Annotated in this window: 16 protein-coding genes and 1 pseudogene; 3 read left to right on the plus strand and 14 right to left on the minus strand. The window is 32.2% G+C overall.

Translation table 11 applies throughout. The features are described from left to right. From GILLI_RS06760 to GILLI_RS06805, 10 genes and pseudogenes are all read right to left on the minus strand, one after another. Positions 1-507, minus strand: a pseudogene (locus tag GILLI_RS06760) (transposase); the annotation flags it as partial. A gap of 239 nt (positions 508-746) precedes the next feature. Next, the gene (locus GILLI_RS06765) at positions 747-1,127 is read right to left on the minus strand and encodes a hypothetical protein (protein ID WP_006988360.1); all 381 of its coding nucleotides are present in this window, start codon (positions 1,125-1,127) and stop codon (positions 747-749) included. A gap of 158 nt (positions 1,128-1,285) precedes the next feature. After that, complete coding sequence (locus tag GILLI_RS06770; RefSeq protein WP_006988361.1) at positions 1,286-2,677, minus strand: serine hydrolase domain-containing protein; 1,392 nt, start codon at positions 2,675-2,677, stop codon at positions 1,286-1,288. A 181-nt stretch (positions 2,678-2,858) separates the two neighbouring features. Then, positions 2,859-3,155 carry a hypothetical protein gene (locus tag GILLI_RS06775; RefSeq protein ID WP_006988362.1) on the minus strand — a complete coding sequence of 99 codons (297 nt, stop codon included), beginning with the start codon at positions 3,153-3,155 and terminating at the stop codon, positions 2,859-2,861. Positions 3,156-3,345: 190 nt separating this feature from the next. Then, positions 3,346-3,888: a DUF3575 domain-containing protein gene (locus GILLI_RS06780; RefSeq protein WP_006988363.1), complete on the minus strand. Its 543-nt coding sequence runs from the start codon at positions 3,886-3,888 to the stop codon at positions 3,346-3,348. A 433-nt stretch (positions 3,889-4,321) separates the two neighbouring features. Beyond that, positions 4,322-5,452, minus strand: coding sequence for a serine hydrolase domain-containing protein (locus tag GILLI_RS06785; RefSeq protein WP_084810945.1), 1,131 nt, complete (start codon positions 5,450-5,452; stop codon positions 4,322-4,324). Between the two features lie 250 nt (positions 5,453-5,702). Further along, positions 5,703-5,912, minus strand: a complete 210-nt coding sequence (locus GILLI_RS06790) for a hypothetical protein (protein WP_006988365.1) — start codon at positions 5,910-5,912, stop codon at positions 5,703-5,705. 6 nt (positions 5,913-5,918) lie between these two features. Then, positions 5,919-6,638 (minus strand): hypothetical protein, encoded by a 720-nt coding sequence (locus tag GILLI_RS06795; RefSeq protein WP_006988366.1) that lies wholly within the window; start codon positions 6,636-6,638, stop codon positions 5,919-5,921. 2 nt (positions 6,639-6,640) lie between these two features. After that, positions 6,641-7,291 carry a hypothetical protein gene (locus GILLI_RS06800; RefSeq protein ID WP_006988367.1) on the minus strand — a complete coding sequence of 217 codons (651 nt, stop codon included), beginning with the start codon at positions 7,289-7,291 and terminating at the stop codon, positions 6,641-6,643. Positions 7,292-7,443: 152 nt separating this feature from the next. Further along, positions 7,444-8,052: a hypothetical protein gene (locus tag GILLI_RS06805; protein ID WP_006988368.1), complete on the minus strand. Its 609-nt coding sequence runs from the start codon at positions 8,050-8,052 to the stop codon at positions 7,444-7,446. A 252-nt stretch (positions 8,053-8,304) separates the two neighbouring features. On the opposite strand from GILLI_RS06805, the gene GILLI_RS06810 reads away from it, so the two are divergent. The 3 genes from GILLI_RS06810 to GILLI_RS06820 are packed head-to-tail and all read left to right on the plus strand — an operon-like array spanning position 8,305 to position 10,154. Next, the gene (locus GILLI_RS06810) at positions 8,305-9,093 is read left to right on the plus strand and encodes a TIGR04255 family protein (RefSeq protein ID WP_006988369.1); all 789 of its coding nucleotides are present in this window, start codon (positions 8,305-8,307) and stop codon (positions 9,091-9,093) included. Positions 9,094-9,095: 2 nt separating this feature from the next. After that, positions 9,096-9,599 (plus strand): hypothetical protein, encoded by a 504-nt coding sequence (locus GILLI_RS06815; RefSeq protein WP_006988370.1) that lies wholly within the window; start codon positions 9,096-9,098, stop codon positions 9,597-9,599. Continuing rightward, complete coding sequence (locus tag GILLI_RS06820) at positions 9,600-10,154, plus strand: hypothetical protein (protein ID WP_006988371.1); 555 nt, start codon at positions 9,600-9,602, stop codon at positions 10,152-10,154. Positions 10,155-10,242: 88 nt separating this feature from the next. Here the strand turns inward: GILLI_RS06820 and GILLI_RS06825 are convergent, their stop codons facing one another. From GILLI_RS06825 to GILLI_RS06840, 4 genes are all read right to left on the minus strand, one after another. Further along, entirely contained in the window at positions 10,243-11,835 is a 1,593-nt protein-coding gene (locus tag GILLI_RS06825) for a DUF4435 domain-containing protein (RefSeq protein WP_006988372.1), read from the minus strand. A gap of 142 nt (positions 11,836-11,977) precedes the next feature. Next, the gene (locus tag GILLI_RS06830) at positions 11,978-13,678 is read right to left on the minus strand and encodes an ATP-dependent nuclease (protein ID WP_006988373.1); all 1,701 of its coding nucleotides are present in this window, start codon (positions 13,676-13,678) and stop codon (positions 11,978-11,980) included. 138 nt (positions 13,679-13,816) lie between these two features. After that, a complete protein-coding gene (locus GILLI_RS06835; protein WP_006988374.1) occupies positions 13,817-14,110 on the minus strand; it encodes a hypothetical protein in 294 nt (97 codons plus the stop codon). 2 nt (positions 14,111-14,112) lie between these two features. Continuing rightward, a complete protein-coding gene (locus GILLI_RS06840) occupies positions 14,113-14,700 on the minus strand; it encodes a hypothetical protein (RefSeq protein WP_006988375.1) in 588 nt (195 codons plus the stop codon). Positions 14,701-14,710 lie beyond the last annotated feature (10 nt).

Genomic DNA, 14,710 nt, shown 5'->3' on the forward strand with positions numbered 1-14,710 from the left:
TGTCAATATACTGCAGGTGCCTGTCAATTTTTTTAGTTGTTGAAATTGTTTTTTTTTGCTGTTCTGTGCCCGGAGTTTGGTGCCGTCACCGGCGATGATCTTACCGCCAATCAGGTTAAAGTTCCTGGCAAGTTGCACTGTGGCACGAAAGACCCTTTTAATGGCATCCGGATTGTCCTTTCTGAAGTTGGCAATGGTATTGTGATCCGGGGAAAGTTGTTCAATGAGCCACATCATTTCAATGTTGCGCCTGCATTCCTTCTCCAAAATCCGGGAGGAACGTATCCGGTTCAAATACCCATAGATGAACAATTTGAGCAGTACCGCAGGGTGATAAGCGGGTCTTCCTCCTTCGGGAAAGCGTACCTTAAAACCCGTTTTTTCCAAATCAAGGCTGTTGACAAAGAGCTCGATGGCACGGACTTCATTCTCTGTCTCAATACTTTCTTCTAATGAAACAGGAAACAAAGCAGCTTGTTTCCGATCTTTTCCTATAATAAATTTCATAGCATGAAGATACCCAAAGTTCTAAAAAGAACGAAAACGATCCTGAAAAAGTAGTCAACAAAGTTATTAAGAAAAAGGAAGGTTTTTAGACAGTCTGACGGTCTTGGTTAAGGCAAGTAGCGTGGAATAGGGACGCGTTCTTGTCGGCTTTGTTGTTTGTTAATTAGTCTCTAAAATAATAATTTTCACTCAAATGCTCGCTATTTGCGCTTAACCGATGTTGTACCTAGTTCTTTTTTTTAGTTTTCAGTTTTTTTCATAAGAAACTCACCTAACCCAATTTTTAATGCTAGCTCAGTTTTTGTCAGTTTTAGAATTTGAAATTCGAATGGGCCATCAGGGGTTTTTAATATAACTTTTTTCGAATCTTTTGTCAAAAGCCAAGATCCATTCATTGTTTCGCCCATTACAAATGAACTAAAACTAGAATTTTGCTTAAAGTCAAAAGTCATTTTATTTATTATATCTGTTTTCAACATTTGTAATCCAGCTTCGTCAATCTTTTCTTTGTTATATGCATCCATAAATACCCATTTACCAATTAGTAATTCATTGCTTTGAGCGTTCACGGAGAAAGTTAATAGTGTGATTACTATAACTGTTAATATTCTTTTATTCATAAATGTTTTTTTAGAATTAGGTACAACGTTGATGTATATGAGCTGTGGCTTGTTTTAGCACGAACCTTTCCAAATATAAACTAACTTTTGGAAATCCGAAGATTTTCCAAATGGCCAATGACCAAGCCATAGCTTATATACGGTGTTATGTGCAGGCTTTACTTCACGGACTTTAATATATATTTCGGTATCATTTCGTTTGGCGGTGTACTTTTACCATACAATTGATAAGAATTATAGTTTCCACCAGTAAATACTGTAATCATATCGAGTTCAGGCCAAATATTAATTTTTTGTCCGCCGTTTCCCGAAGCTAAATATGAGTTATAAGTTCGTCGGTCAACTATAAAATATTTATGTTCCCAAAGATAGCCGTAATCTCCTTTGTCCATATTAAATGTTTTATCAATCCAACTTTTTGATATTATTTGATTTCCATTCCACTTACCACCATCTTTAAATAATTTTGCTAATTTAATCAAGTCTCTTGGTGTAAAATACGTTTGACTAAAATCGTCACTACTCGTTTGATTTGGTTCAAAAGTCCATTTGTAGTTTGAAATGTTTAAAGGTTCAAAAAGATTTTCTTTTGCAAAATCCTCAATTTTCTTGTCTGTTGCTATTTCAACTAAACTGCCTAAAGTCAAAGCACAACCTGTACAATAAGATGATGATATACCCGGTTCTCCAACCATTGGTAAATCGAGCGTGTATTTTACCCAATCTTTACTTTGCATCATTTTTGATTCATATCCTTTACTTTCAGGATTATTGTTTTCACAATCCATTCCGTGTCGATACATTAAGAAATTTTCTATTGTAATTTCTTTTTTTCTTTTGTCTAAATTGGCGATTTCTGGATATATAGAATTAAAATAGGGTAGTAGTCCATCTTTTTCACTTTTTATAAATCCTTGGTCAACCGCTATTCCAAGAATTCCGCCAATGAAAGGTTTTGTGGCAGACCTTAATTGATGTGGTGTATTTTCATCATAACCGTAAAAATATTCCTCAAGTACTAATTTATTGTTTTTATAAATCAAGATGCTATGGACATCGGGAAAATTACCCTTAATGGTTTCTTTGACCATATCGACTATAAGTTTGGGGTTTTTGAATTCATCATCCAAATTGCCTGTTGCAAGTCCGTCATCAGTTTCTGTAGGTTTCTTATACTCGTAATTTTCTGGTTTATCGAAAAGTTCTTTTCTCGGAAACATATTCGATTTATCAATGTCTTTTGTTAGTAACTTGAATTCTTGACCGTCAGATTTATAGCTTATTACTTTCTTTGAGTTGTCCCTTTCAAAAATCACAGAACTTCCTTGCATATCTGTAAAACTGTCTATAGCAATAAATTTCAAAGGATATTTCGCATTATCTATTACTGCATAAAGCGTTGTGTCCATCGCTGATGCTTTAAGTTCTAATGTCGTATTATCAACATATTCGTATTTTCCTTCGTAGTCGAAAAGACTTTCGTATTCAGATTTCTCTTTCGTTGACGAACAACCGATAAGTAAAGGAATTATTAAAAGTATTTTCTTCATTTGAATTCTGTTTTTGGATAAGCAGGATTTTTTTTCAGCTTGCACATAACGTTTAATATAAAAACAGTGCTAGCTGGAAAGTCTGATTGACCGCAGGACAATCCGCTAAGCAAGTGAGCACGATGTTTCGATTCAAGAGCAAATTAAGCATTGTTTTTATATGTTGTTGTATGCAGGTTTTTTAGCCAAGCCATAAGAGCAATCCAGTCAGTAAAATCAGTCCTAAAGTGATTGAAACACCGTAGAAAATTCGCATTTTAGTCCGTTCTTTTTTTGCCTGCTCTCTAATCTGCATTTTAATTTTATTTAATTCCTCTATAGGAACTGAATGAAATAGAGGACGTTCCGGAATGTCAGTGTCCGCATAAATTACGTCACGATTATTCTCTTTAAATTTTCCTCGATTTGAAGGACGTTGCGCTCGGTTCTGTTTTATCCGATTATTCATATCCTGCATATGTCCGGCGCCAAAGCTCATTTTAAATAATTTTTTGGGATTAAGTTATTTCACTTGCATACAACGTCTCGTATAAAAACTGTGCGAGCTGGCGCGCGTGATTGTCCGCAGGACAATCCGCTAAGCAAGCGAGTACGGACTTTGGATTAGAAACAGGTTTTAGCATTGTTTTTATATGCTGTTGTACAACGTTTCTCTTGAAATACTGTGTTTAAAATCGATAACCAAATTTAAACCCGTATCGTAATACCTGGTCGTGGTCTGTTTTATCTGCATTGAATAATTGTTTACCCAAACCGGCATTTATTTCGAAGATGAATCCACTTTTGGTGACCCATTTACTACCCAAACCTAAACCGAGAGATAAATCATAAACATCAGAACCTTCCGTAAAAGTTAGCTGCTCCTCTGTTTCATAGATTTTTTTTCCGTCAATTGAACTAAACATTCCAAAACCTTCAACAAAAAAACCTGCAGCATACTTCTTGCCAAAGAACCTTCTGTAATATGGTGTGAGGGAATAATTCATATCCTCATCAAATTTCTCAGAGAACATATAAAGACCCGAGATACCTAATGAGGATTTGTTGTTTAAATTTCTTTCATAACTTGCTTCAATAGATCCTCCAATTAATGGTTGGATCAAATCAACTTTTAATTCATTTTTTTTATCATTCTGACTATCAGAGTCATTTTGTGCATTAACAGCAAAAAAGGAAAATAGCATTACAGCTATAAAAAAGACATTCTTCATAAAAATTTATTGATTATTAAAAGGGTTATAAAAGAGTAAATGTAATATTTTACAGTTCTTATCTTTCGATAAATTTTGGCTTTACGTTTTTGCTCAGAACTAATTTTTACCCAATGTTGTACAACGGTTGGTATAAAAACAGTGGGAGGAGGCGAACTTGATTGTACGCAGGACAATCGGCGCAACAAGCGAGCACGGAGTTTCGATTCGAGACAGGTGTAAGCATTGTTTTTATGCATTGTTGTAAACTGGGCTTTTTCCCACAATCTCGTTTCTAATCCGTTCTATTTTCGTCCGCGGTAAAAAAACTTCATTACACTTCAAGGCTACATTATTTAGGCAGGACTTACAACTTTTTATGTAAGCTGGTTTCATTTTTGTTATATTTTTAGAGTGCGAACAAATAAATTTAAATGACTTTCAATGTGTAATTTTATTGCTTCATCAAATCAAGAAGATACTCTAAATTATAAGCAACTTGTACAGCCCATACGTCTTCCTCTTCTGTTAAATTTGAATTTGACAACACAACAATACCATCACCATTGGGGTAAAAAATACGCATAGAATTATGGCCAAGCCAGGTTTCTTCCCCTGAATGACGAATATTAATTAATTGATTGCCTCTATACCCTACAAACCAACCGTATGCATAGTATGTTTTTATATCCTCATTTTCAGAAACAAAAACATATGGCTTAAAAGATTTCTCCACATTGGCTTTGGATATAATTTCACCATTCATCATTGCTATGAATATTTTATATTGATCTTTAGCAGTACTGTAAATACCTGATGACCCTTTTTGACCGTAATTTATGACACTTTTCCCTTTATCATACATCGTAGCAGGTTGTTTTGCTGCACGTAAAGAATCAAAAGGCGGTTGAATAAAAACATTTTCTTTTTCAAAGCCCCAGAACCCAGTATGTTCCAAATCTGCGGGCTTAAAAATTGCTTTCTCAACAAAACGTTCATAGGTTTTTCCGGTCAATTTTTCTATTAAAAGCACGAGTAACGCATAACCATTATTTGAATATTCAAACATTCCAATCTGCTCTTTATTTACTGGAACTTTCATAACTGCCTCAAGCGCTTTCTCATATGTCTGAATATTATCTGTTGCATAGCCATGAGGCAATCCCGAGGAATGAGTCAATAGATGGTGAATGGTGATGTGTTGCTTATCAGAGGGTACATTTTGAAAGTATTTTGTTATAGGATCCTGAACTGAAAGCTTTTTATCCTCTTCCAACTTTAGTATTGCTAAGCCAACTATAGGTTTTGAATTAGATGCTATCCAGTATGCTAATGGTAGAGTAGTGTCTTGTTGTCCATAGGGCTTATCAATAATAATGTCCCCATTGCTAACCATATAGACACTTCCTTTAAAACCTTTGGTTGTTTGCTTGTTTAGCCACCTATCAAGTTTGATATAGGTAGAATCGGTATGAGCCAAAGATTTCATTACACTTTTTTCAGATTCTTTCTTAATAGAAGAACAAGAAAAAATTGTAGCACTGATACATGCCATCAGGATAAAGACATTCATGTTAGTTTTCATCGTAGATAATTAAATAATATTATTATAAAGAAATTGAATTTTTTAGTCTAATTTTTATTCTGGAACGATTGTCATTCAGCTGTTCTTTCTAAACTTCAATTTTTTGCCTCGTTTACAACGGTTAGTATATGAAAAGTAGGCGATTTCAAAGCACAAAACTTTCGGTTATGCACAAAGTTTGATACGAGCCTAAAGCCTAGATTTTAGCACTATTTCGCCTATTTTTTATATACATTGTTAGGCAACGTAATTATACACATCTACAATATCTTCTTCCACTAATATCAGTCCAACAGTATAATATTTTGCCAGGAGGACAAGTTAAAGCTTGAGGATTAGTATTTTTAATCTTTAGGCTTGTGACTTCTGCGTCAATAATACCATTTTCTTTTAATAGTTTATTTATTTTTTCAAATAACTCTTTGTCTACTTTGCCGATATTTGCTTTGAATTTTTTCATTGTTATTTAGTTTTGAGAATATAATATTAAAGTGTCTTTTTTGATATTATTTGATTCATCTAAAGATTCTGATATTGCATAAAGCTGACCTTCATAGCCGTCATTCCCCATAGTAAATTGATTTGTGATTATACCAAGTGAGTCAGTTTTAAAACTATAATTAACTAAAATACCTCTTTCAACACCATTTAAGTCAACAACTTTGGTATTTGCAATTGTCCCAATACTTACTACACCACTTTCTCTTATCAATTTTGTGGTCAAAGTAATTTTAGTAAATGAAGAGTCGGGTATTATTGTTAATGATGAGGATGATAAATTAATTGATTCACAAAAAGCTCGTCTAAAGCTCATATTTTGTTCTTCCGAAATTTCTGATTGCAGTACTGAAATTATAGCTTTTAGATTTGATGTTTTAACACTTTTTGATGTAAAATCAATCTCTGCAATTTTTTTATTTGTACCATCAATTTCAACTAGCCTTATGTCAGCTTCCTTTTCAATTCCAGCAATAATAAACGTTACTTTATTATTAGTTTCGGTTGAAAAATCAGAAGGAAATTCTGCAACAGCTGTAATTTTGCTTAAACCATCTGCTAATTGATTATCATTATCTATCCTTAAATTCATAATATTAGATAGTTCCGTTGGTGAGTAATCATCTTCTTTATAACAAGAATTGAGTATTAACATTAGCGATAAGGAAGTAAGTAGCCTATTCTTCATAATTATTCTGCTTTTAAGTTTTTTGTAAAAGTTGGAATTATCCCTTCTAACCATTTTCTTATTTCAATGTCAATTGATAGTCCAACATAAGGCTGAATAGCTACACTTGAATTTCCAGAAATAGCATCTGTCTTTTTGAATAAAACACCTCCAAAATTCAATCTTGTTGAGTGAGTCAAGATTTTATATCCTCCACCCAGCATAAGTGAGTAGTTACTAAAAAAGTCATCTCTGAATCCAGTTTTTTCAAGCGAATTTAAAGTAACCCCTGTATGAATTGAAAAGCGTTGACTGAAGGATAACTGTGATAGCTTTAAGGGAATATTTTTATTGACAGGAGATAAAGATATGTATACTCCAACATACGGAGAACCGCCTTTAATACTGCCTTCATAAGGAATATAAGTTATGTAGCCAAAATCAGGAACAAGTGTTCTTTTATATCCGGTTTCATATTTCTCAGGATAAGTTGTTACAGGATTTGATTTTGAATAAACGACTGCTCTTGCAATTTGTCCTATATAATTTGAAATACTTTCGTCAGGTCGATTGTTTTTCTTTTCATTGTTTATATACTCTTCTTTCTCTTTTTCTAAGGAATTAATAACCGTATTCTCAAAATCATTATGAGTAATGAAAGATTTGTTATCCATTAAAACTTTTAGCCTTTTACTATATAAACTATACAGATTCAAATAATCAGGTATTGTACCAAATTTTGCAAAGAAAAGAAGAAATGTTGAGCTATCTATGGAGTTAATTTGCTTTAGTTCTCTGCTAAAATTGAGTATATCTTTATCAGAAATTATTTTTTTTCGAAAGTTAGAATTTTAAAATGTTGGAATAGAATACGCTTAACTTTAGCCGTGTCTATTGTAGTCTCTAAATTAGTGGTGTCTAGTTCGTTTTTTACATTTTGTAATTCACTAATTGTTGGGTGGAAAAATAATTGCCTCCCTTCATTCTGTGCATTATATTCTCGTACAGTTTTTAACCATTCTTCTTTGTTTTCATCATATTCTTCTAACCATTTGGTGTCTTGTGAGTTATGCATATCTCTAAAAATTCCGAAAATATTATATCTACCAGTATATTGGGTTTCTAAAACGTAAAACCTATTTGGTTTAAGAGGTGGAATGAGTACTATATTGTTATTATCATTTCTGTTCGTAACGATTATATTCTTTGCGTTTAATGAGTCTAATGAATACTTAAATGATGGGTCGTTATAATATTCCTTTGAATCGTTTTTACTTATTGGATATAATTTGACTGATACAATATAATTATGTTTTGAAGGCAAGGATATTGTGTCTAAAAATTGTGTTCCAAACTCTACATTTTTAGCCTTGTTCTGTCCTAGTACAGAATTTGTAATAAAGAAGGAAAATACTAATAGAAATATATTTTTCATTATCGTTGTTTTTATGTTGCCTAACGTTGATGTGTATGAGCCGTTGCGTGTCTCACACACGAACCATTAAAAGTACAAAACTACGCTGGAAAATTCCCAAGAATTTTCCAGATGAGCACAGACCCAGCAATGGCTTATACACGGTGTTGGCAAATCGTTTTTTTTAGTTATTACTTTCTTAAAACTCTTTCAATATCTTAATTAAATTCAAATAAAAAACTACATTTGTAAACAAAATCATTTTAAAATTAAATGTTAGAATTTTTAAAGCCTATTTCTGAAAGTCATTCGATTAGTAGAGCCGTAGCATCTGTTTTCATACCACAAGCTTTTTTAAAACCACAAGATATCTTTGAAAAAACAAAAGATGTTGAAGGCTTTAAAGGTTATCCTAAAAAAGGAATGATGAAAGCAACTACTATAAATATTAACAATAACAGTTTAGGAATCTCTAACGAACAAATCAAGGGTTTTATATTTGAAAGTTACGATGATAAAGGTTCGATAAACAATGTTTTTAAATTAGAAAATAGCAAAGAGAATCAATCAATTCTTTCATTAGAGAATAGAAAGTATAAAGATTGGGATACATTTAAGAACCAGTTAGATTCAGATTTAAATTCGTTTTCTGGTATGAATGACTTTTATGTTGAAGCTATTAGTTTAAATTACAGAGATGAATTCATATGGACAGATAGAAATTCATCTATTCCTGTTGCTGATATATTTAATATTGATTCAGAACTTTTAAACAAGAAGTTTTTATCCTCTAAAAACGGAACTTTAGTTTTAGTTTCCCAAGGGAATGAGGATAATGGTTTATCTTACGAAGAAAAAACAGAAATTTCTTTTAATAACGATATTAAAAGAATAATAATTGACCATCAATACGCTCAAAGGTTTGGTGATATCAAATTATTTAGTAACTTAAACAAAGATAAGAATTTTAGTTCCCTTTATGATATTGCGCATTTAGAGAATAAAAAAATTCTTAAAGATATATTGACTGTAAATAGTCAGAACTTAATAAAATTAAAGTAATTATGGCATTATTAACTAGTTTGTTTACTTTAAATCCAGAGGTCGAAAAGTTTAGCTTTTTAAATAGAACTAATATCGAAATGGAAAGTGTTTATCTTGAGGAAGAAGTTATTGATTTGAAATATACTTATCACTTTACAGGATTGTTAAGTAATGAAAAATCAGATTTTTTAAAAAGACAAATTTTAGATTTTTTCAATTCTCCTGATGAAAACATTAAGATATCTGCAGATGTACTAGCTCAATGTTATTCTTTTATAGATAACCTTTATCCAACTGTTTTAGAACATTTAGAAATTGATGATGTTTACAGTACGTCTTATGGGACTGTTGTTTTTGATTGGGAAAAAGATGTAGATAATGCTTTTTCATTAGAAATTGGTGCTAAAGAACTTGGTTATTTTATAGAAGTGAATGGAACCGATGATAAACAAGTAGACTCCCTTATATTAGATGAATCGAAAAACGAATTACTACAAGATTTATCTAGTTTTTTATCAGTTTAAATGCCCGTTCTAATACCTAAAGAAATTGCCGATGATGAAATTTTGGTTCATTATATTTTTGACCGAAATTTCAAAAACAAAATTATATCAATAGAAAAATTAGTTTCTAAAGATATTTTTTTGCCAAATAAGGGCGGTGTTTCTTTACAGCGAAATTTTTATTGCAAAGAGAGTAAATGTAAAGAATTTGCAAAGGGTGTTGCTATTGGTAAAGTTTATATAGGTTTTATTGTTTTCAGAAAGTCGCATTTTGAAAAGGTGAAGCAAAATTATATTCTAAATGAAAGAAAAGAATTTGAAGCTGATATTTTTTCTACACCTTTAGATGAACATTTCCAATATTTACCTAAAGAAATGGAAGTATATTTAGATACTCCTGGAAATCCTGCACACGCTGATTTAATTTATGAAAATCCTGCGTTAAAAGAAAATGAAAGTCCAAATACTGCAATAAGGTCTTTTTCAAGAAAGCTTTCAAAAGACTGTAAACTTATTATTGATAGTAGCCCATTGTCTGATTCTTTTGATGATGATGAATTCAAGAAGGTGGTCTGAAATGTTTGCCAACGTTTAGGGTATGGTGTCGTATCTGACGTCAGGAAGCTATGCACTATACCCATTGTTGGGTAGCGTTTTTATTATTTCATATTTCAGGTAAGAACTGTTTCAGTGCTGCAATAAGCTCCGTCTGCCTACTGCCCTTTAATAAACGAACTAATAGTTTTCCATATTCTCCATTCGCTAAGCCGAAAGTTCCTGAAAGTCTATTTGGAAGTGATTTCCGATTATATATTAACAGTAGCTGTTCTAGATTCCTTTTATCAATTGCTGTTTGAAAAGCCACTCTTGTTTCTTCGTACGTTGCAGGAATATCAATTCTGCCAATTGTAGTACTAAGACCATCTTGTAAGCCTTGTTCTGAATTAGATTCCTTTGAAAATGCTCCGAGTTGATATTCAATTATTTTTTCAGCTTTTGACGAAACCTGCACATCAAATTCAGCAGTCAAAGAGGCTATTAAAAAGTCAATTACTTCATTTACTTTGGCGTTAGCGTCCATTTCTAAATGCTCAGAGATTATTCGAAGTACAGGTTCTATACAGAATAAATTTTCAACTTCCGCAACAGATATTGTATGAATATTATAACCTGATAATGCTGTGATTTCCGCAGTTTCTTTATAGTCACTGTCAATTATGCCATGAGCGGTTAAATGATGAAGAGATGCATTAGCTCTGAATGCTTTTGTAGCTTCAATAACTTTATCGCCTCCACCTCTTGGTATAATATGGTGATTAGGATAAACTAATTGGTAAACAGTAGAATCCAATTTACCACTTTCACCTTCGCAAAAAATTACATCTTTTCTATTCCCGATTATTTCAAGCATTAAACCTTCTGGTAAATCTTCGTCAACAGGTGTCTCTTGCCAAATCCATTGATTATTACCATTGTACTCTTGAATCCATATCTTCATGGCATCAGTTCTTGATGCAGCAAAATCTAGATCATGAGTGATGTAAATCAGTAGTTTGTTTTGAATATGCGATTCAATTTGATTCCATAATTTGTCAACTAGCGACTTGTGTAAGTGAATCTCAGGTTCATCTATGATAATTATAGAATTTTCAGGAATACATAAACATTGACCAATTAAATACAACATAACCCGTTCACCATCACTCATTTCTTGACCATGATATTCATCTTGCCCTGTCTTCTGAGCCATTACTTTTCCATCGGCAAATGAGACTGCTCTATGTGGCATTATTGTGTTCCAAAGATAAATAATTCTGTCAATAGGCGCATCAGGTACTCCTGTATAACTTTCACTTTCTCTTGCAGCTAGGGTATAATCTCTGTCTCTTTCAGCTGATTTAGCAAAAAGTAAAGAAAGAAGTCTTGAATAGTCATTTAATAAGAAAGTAGCAGGTTTTTTACCCCACCTTGTATTCATTTTCTGTCCGATATTAGCATGTTGGTCAGACCTTCCAAATAAAAGTTCCTTTTCTGCCTGTTCAAGGTTTTTAATTTCAGCATAGTCAGGAATGTTTAAAGCTTTTTGGGCACTTATGCGATGAACTGTGCAAGAATTTTGGGTCAATTCCTCAATTCGAACACCTAATCGAGTTTTACCTGAACCATTTGCTCCAATGAGCACAATATTATTTTCAGTTGTAATTGTTTCTTGCCCATTGGTTCCATTTCTATCTGGAAATATTATATCGTAACTCATAGTTTTTTCTTAATGCTACCCAACGGTTAGTATATGAAAAGTAGGCGGTTTCGAAGCACCAAACTTTCGGTTAAGCACAAAGTTTGATACGAGCCACAAGCTTTCAATTTACTGCTGTTTCGCCTATTTTTTATATCCATTGTTATGTGGCGTTATTAATCTTTTTGTTCATCTTTTTTGATAATTTATAAAATTCCTCAAAATAAGTAGAGTCATATTTCAAGTCCTTTTTAAATTCTTCCAAATACATAGCTTTAAGTCTATCTTTTGCAGATTTTCTTTCATCTTTGTCTTCTGATTGAAGGGCAAAAACTAATTCAGAGTTTTCATTATTTACTTTACTTTTTATAAAGTCGGGTAAAAGACCTTCAACACATCTATATCCTGGTTTATCAAGTCCAATTGAGAAATAATCCTCCTCTTTTAAATATCCCGCTTTATCAAAATTTGCCTTTACGTTTGAAACGGCATCTAAGTCAATGGTAACAATTAACTTGTTGAATCTTTCCTTAATAAATTTTAAAAGTACAGGATTATTTAAAAACCCAAAACCGCCATATGGATAAAGTTCTCCATCAAATTTTAATCTGTTCTCTCCGTGGCGAGTGTCCCGAAGTATATTGAAATACTCAACATCTATAGCGCCTTCCAATAATATTATATTGTTTTCTTTGCTAAAAAAAGCTTCTTTTAAACTCTCAAATTCCGGACCAACCATCCCTAGTGCTAACTCAAATGGTTCACGCCAATTTTCATCTTTCACATTTTCAATGATTGATTCTCTTGTTTTATTCCGGACAATATTCCTTTTAACTAGAATGTTAGATTTTGGATTATGGTGACTTAATAAATATGGACTATGCGTTGTGGCAATAACTTGTATTTCCAACTCTTTACTTAAATCTTGCAAAATTCTACCAAATTCTGATTGTGCGGAAGGATGCAAAAATGACTCTGGTTCTTCGATTATTACGATTGGCGTTATTTTATTCGATTCGTCATCTTGGTCAATTAAATTTTTAGCATTAAAAATACTACTCAATATTAAAGTTCTATTTTTTGTTCCGCTTCCCCAATCTTCAAGAGGTAATTCGAAGTTCTTTTCACCAAGTGATATCTCATATGGTATTTGCTCGTAGTTCATATCAAAACCACTAAATGTTAAACCTACTTCATATTTTTCTTGTAATCTACCTACTAATTCTTGTAGTTCGGATTTATGAGCTTGAATGGCTTTTGATAATTCCTTGTTTATTTGAGTAACCTTGTTTTCAATAGATTCCTTTGTTTTTACGTTTAAGTTATCTAATTGACCGTGTTGCGTTCTTCTATACGGATTAACAGGTTGTGTAGAGTTATGAAAAACAATTACTTGTGCGAAATGGATTCTTCTTAGTATTTCACCAACTTTATAGTTGTCAGAAACTGTTTCTTCATTCACAATGATTTTAGTAGTACTTTCTTTTGGATTAGGATTAATATTTATTTCAATCGTCAGAAGAGTGTCCTCAACATTATGTTCTTGAGGGTCGTCTTTTTTATCGCTCAAAAAGACCTTCAAAAATTTTATTAAGCCAACATCAGATATTTTATCAAGTTGTACTCTAATAGTCAATGAAATATTTTCTTTTGCAGATTTCGATTTCCACACAGGAAAATCACTATTGTAGTTAATCCTATTACGATTCATCATTGGTCTCTCCAATGCATTAAGTATCGCTCTAATTATATTAGATTTCCCTGAATTGTTTTTTCCACATATTGCAGTATAAAAATCCTCAAACTTAATTAAGCAATCTTCGAAAGACCTGAAATTTTTTAAATGTATATCTTTAATTTTCATAGGTACGTTTTAATGCCACATAACGTCTCGTATAAAAACAGTGCGGTGACCGGCGAGATTGTCCGCAGGACAATCAGCGCAGCAAGCGAGCACGGAGTTTAGATTTGGGACTGATTTAAGCATTGTTTTTATATGTTGTTAGCCTTCGTTTTCATCCGATAAATCTTCTTCTCTTATTGCATTTATATTTGCCAATGAATTCATTAAATTTTCCAGTTCTTCATAAAATGCAACTAGTTTGTTAAGATTTACATCGTTAGTTCCTTTGAACTGTTCAATATCAAAACTATATGTATCTCCTATATCGAATGCTTCATCCATATCCTTCAATTCCCCAGTCATTGCTATATTCAGCGAATGAGTAATTAAATCTTCTCTAATAGAAATTAAATATTTATATGTACTTATAATGTTTTCTCTATATGCAGTCATAGTTATTGATTGATTAAACTTTTCCCAAAATCCGTTTTAGATTGAAACATAACAATTTCTATTGCCCTTAATTTGCTTATTCGATAATCAAAACTTTCCTGAATTATCTGAAAAAGTTGGTCAAATTCTTTTTGGTTAGTTATTCTTTTTAAATCTTGAATATAATTCAAATAAGCCGTCGGTTTGCCTATTCCATAAGTGCTTTTTTTACCAGTCAGAAATTTGAAAATTCGGCTGTCCCAGATTGCATATACTTCTGGGCGAATAAAATGAAGAAGTTTTGATAAACCTACAAGAGAATTATTAATGCTATTTTTTAAAATGTCTAACTCGGGTGCGGTTAAAAGATATCCTTTCTTTGCTTGGTTTAGAAGTTCTAAAACTTTGGGTAAATTTTCTTGGTTTAAAGAAAGAATTGTCGGCATCCAACCATATACAAAATGACTTGAAATAATCAGATGATGTTTTTCTATCGTTTCTATTTGTCGAAAATATTTAATGAATTCCGAATATGTATTGATGTAAGAATTATTATCTACCGAAAATTCTCTTAATTCCTCTTTTATTAGTTTTAAATTTAATTCTTTCAACTGTGTTTTT

This window comes from Gillisia limnaea DSM 15749 (assembly GCF_000243235.1).
GTDB lineage: Bacteria > Bacteroidota > Bacteroidia > Flavobacteriales > Flavobacteriaceae > Gillisia > Gillisia limnaea.

Coding starts and splice junctions, on each gene's coding strand:
- GILLI_RS06765 (WP_006988360.1), bottom strand. CDS start 1,127: ATGAATAAAAGAATATTAACAGTTATAGTAATCACACTATTAACTTTC.
- GILLI_RS06820 (WP_006988371.1), top strand. CDS start 9,600: ATGCCCGTTCTAATACCTAAAGAAATTGCCGATGATGAAATTTTGGTT.
- GILLI_RS06785 (WP_084810945.1), bottom strand. CDS start 5,452: ATGAAAACTAACATGAATGTCTTTATCCTGATGGCATGTATCAGTGCT.
- GILLI_RS06825 (WP_006988372.1), bottom strand. CDS start 11,835: ATGAGTTACGATATAATATTTCCAGATAGAAATGGAACCAATGGGCAA.
- GILLI_RS06770 (WP_006988361.1), bottom strand. CDS start 2,677: ATGAAGAAAATACTTTTAATAATTCCTTTACTTATCGGTTGTTCGTCA.
- GILLI_RS06790 (WP_006988365.1), bottom strand. CDS start 5,912: ATGAAAAAATTCAAAGCAAATATCGGCAAAGTAGACAAAGAGTTATTT.
- GILLI_RS06830 (WP_006988373.1), bottom strand. CDS start 13,678: ATGAAAATTAAAGATATACATTTAAAAAATTTCAGGTCTTTCGAAGAT.
- GILLI_RS06805 (WP_006988368.1), bottom strand. CDS start 8,052: ATGAAAAATATATTTCTATTAGTATTTTCCTTCTTTATTACAAATTCT.
- GILLI_RS06800 (WP_006988367.1), bottom strand. CDS start 7,291: ATGGATAACAAATCTTTCATTACTCATAATGATTTTGAGAATACGGTT.
- GILLI_RS06795 (WP_006988366.1), bottom strand. CDS start 6,638: ATGAAGAATAGGCTACTTACTTCCTTATCGCTAATGTTAATACTCAAT.
- GILLI_RS06780 (WP_006988363.1), bottom strand. CDS start 3,888: ATGAAGAATGTCTTTTTTATAGCTGTAATGCTATTTTCCTTTTTTGCT.
- GILLI_RS06810 (WP_006988369.1), top strand. CDS start 8,305: ATGTTAGAATTTTTAAAGCCTATTTCTGAAAGTCATTCGATTAGTAGA.
- GILLI_RS06775 (WP_006988362.1), bottom strand. CDS start 3,155: ATGAGCTTTGGCGCCGGACATATGCAGGATATGAATAATCGGATAAAA.
- GILLI_RS06835 (WP_006988374.1), bottom strand. CDS start 14,110: ATGACTGCATATAGAGAAAACATTATAAGTACATATAAATATTTAATT.
- GILLI_RS06815 (WP_006988370.1), top strand. CDS start 9,096: ATGGCATTATTAACTAGTTTGTTTACTTTAAATCCAGAGGTCGAAAAG.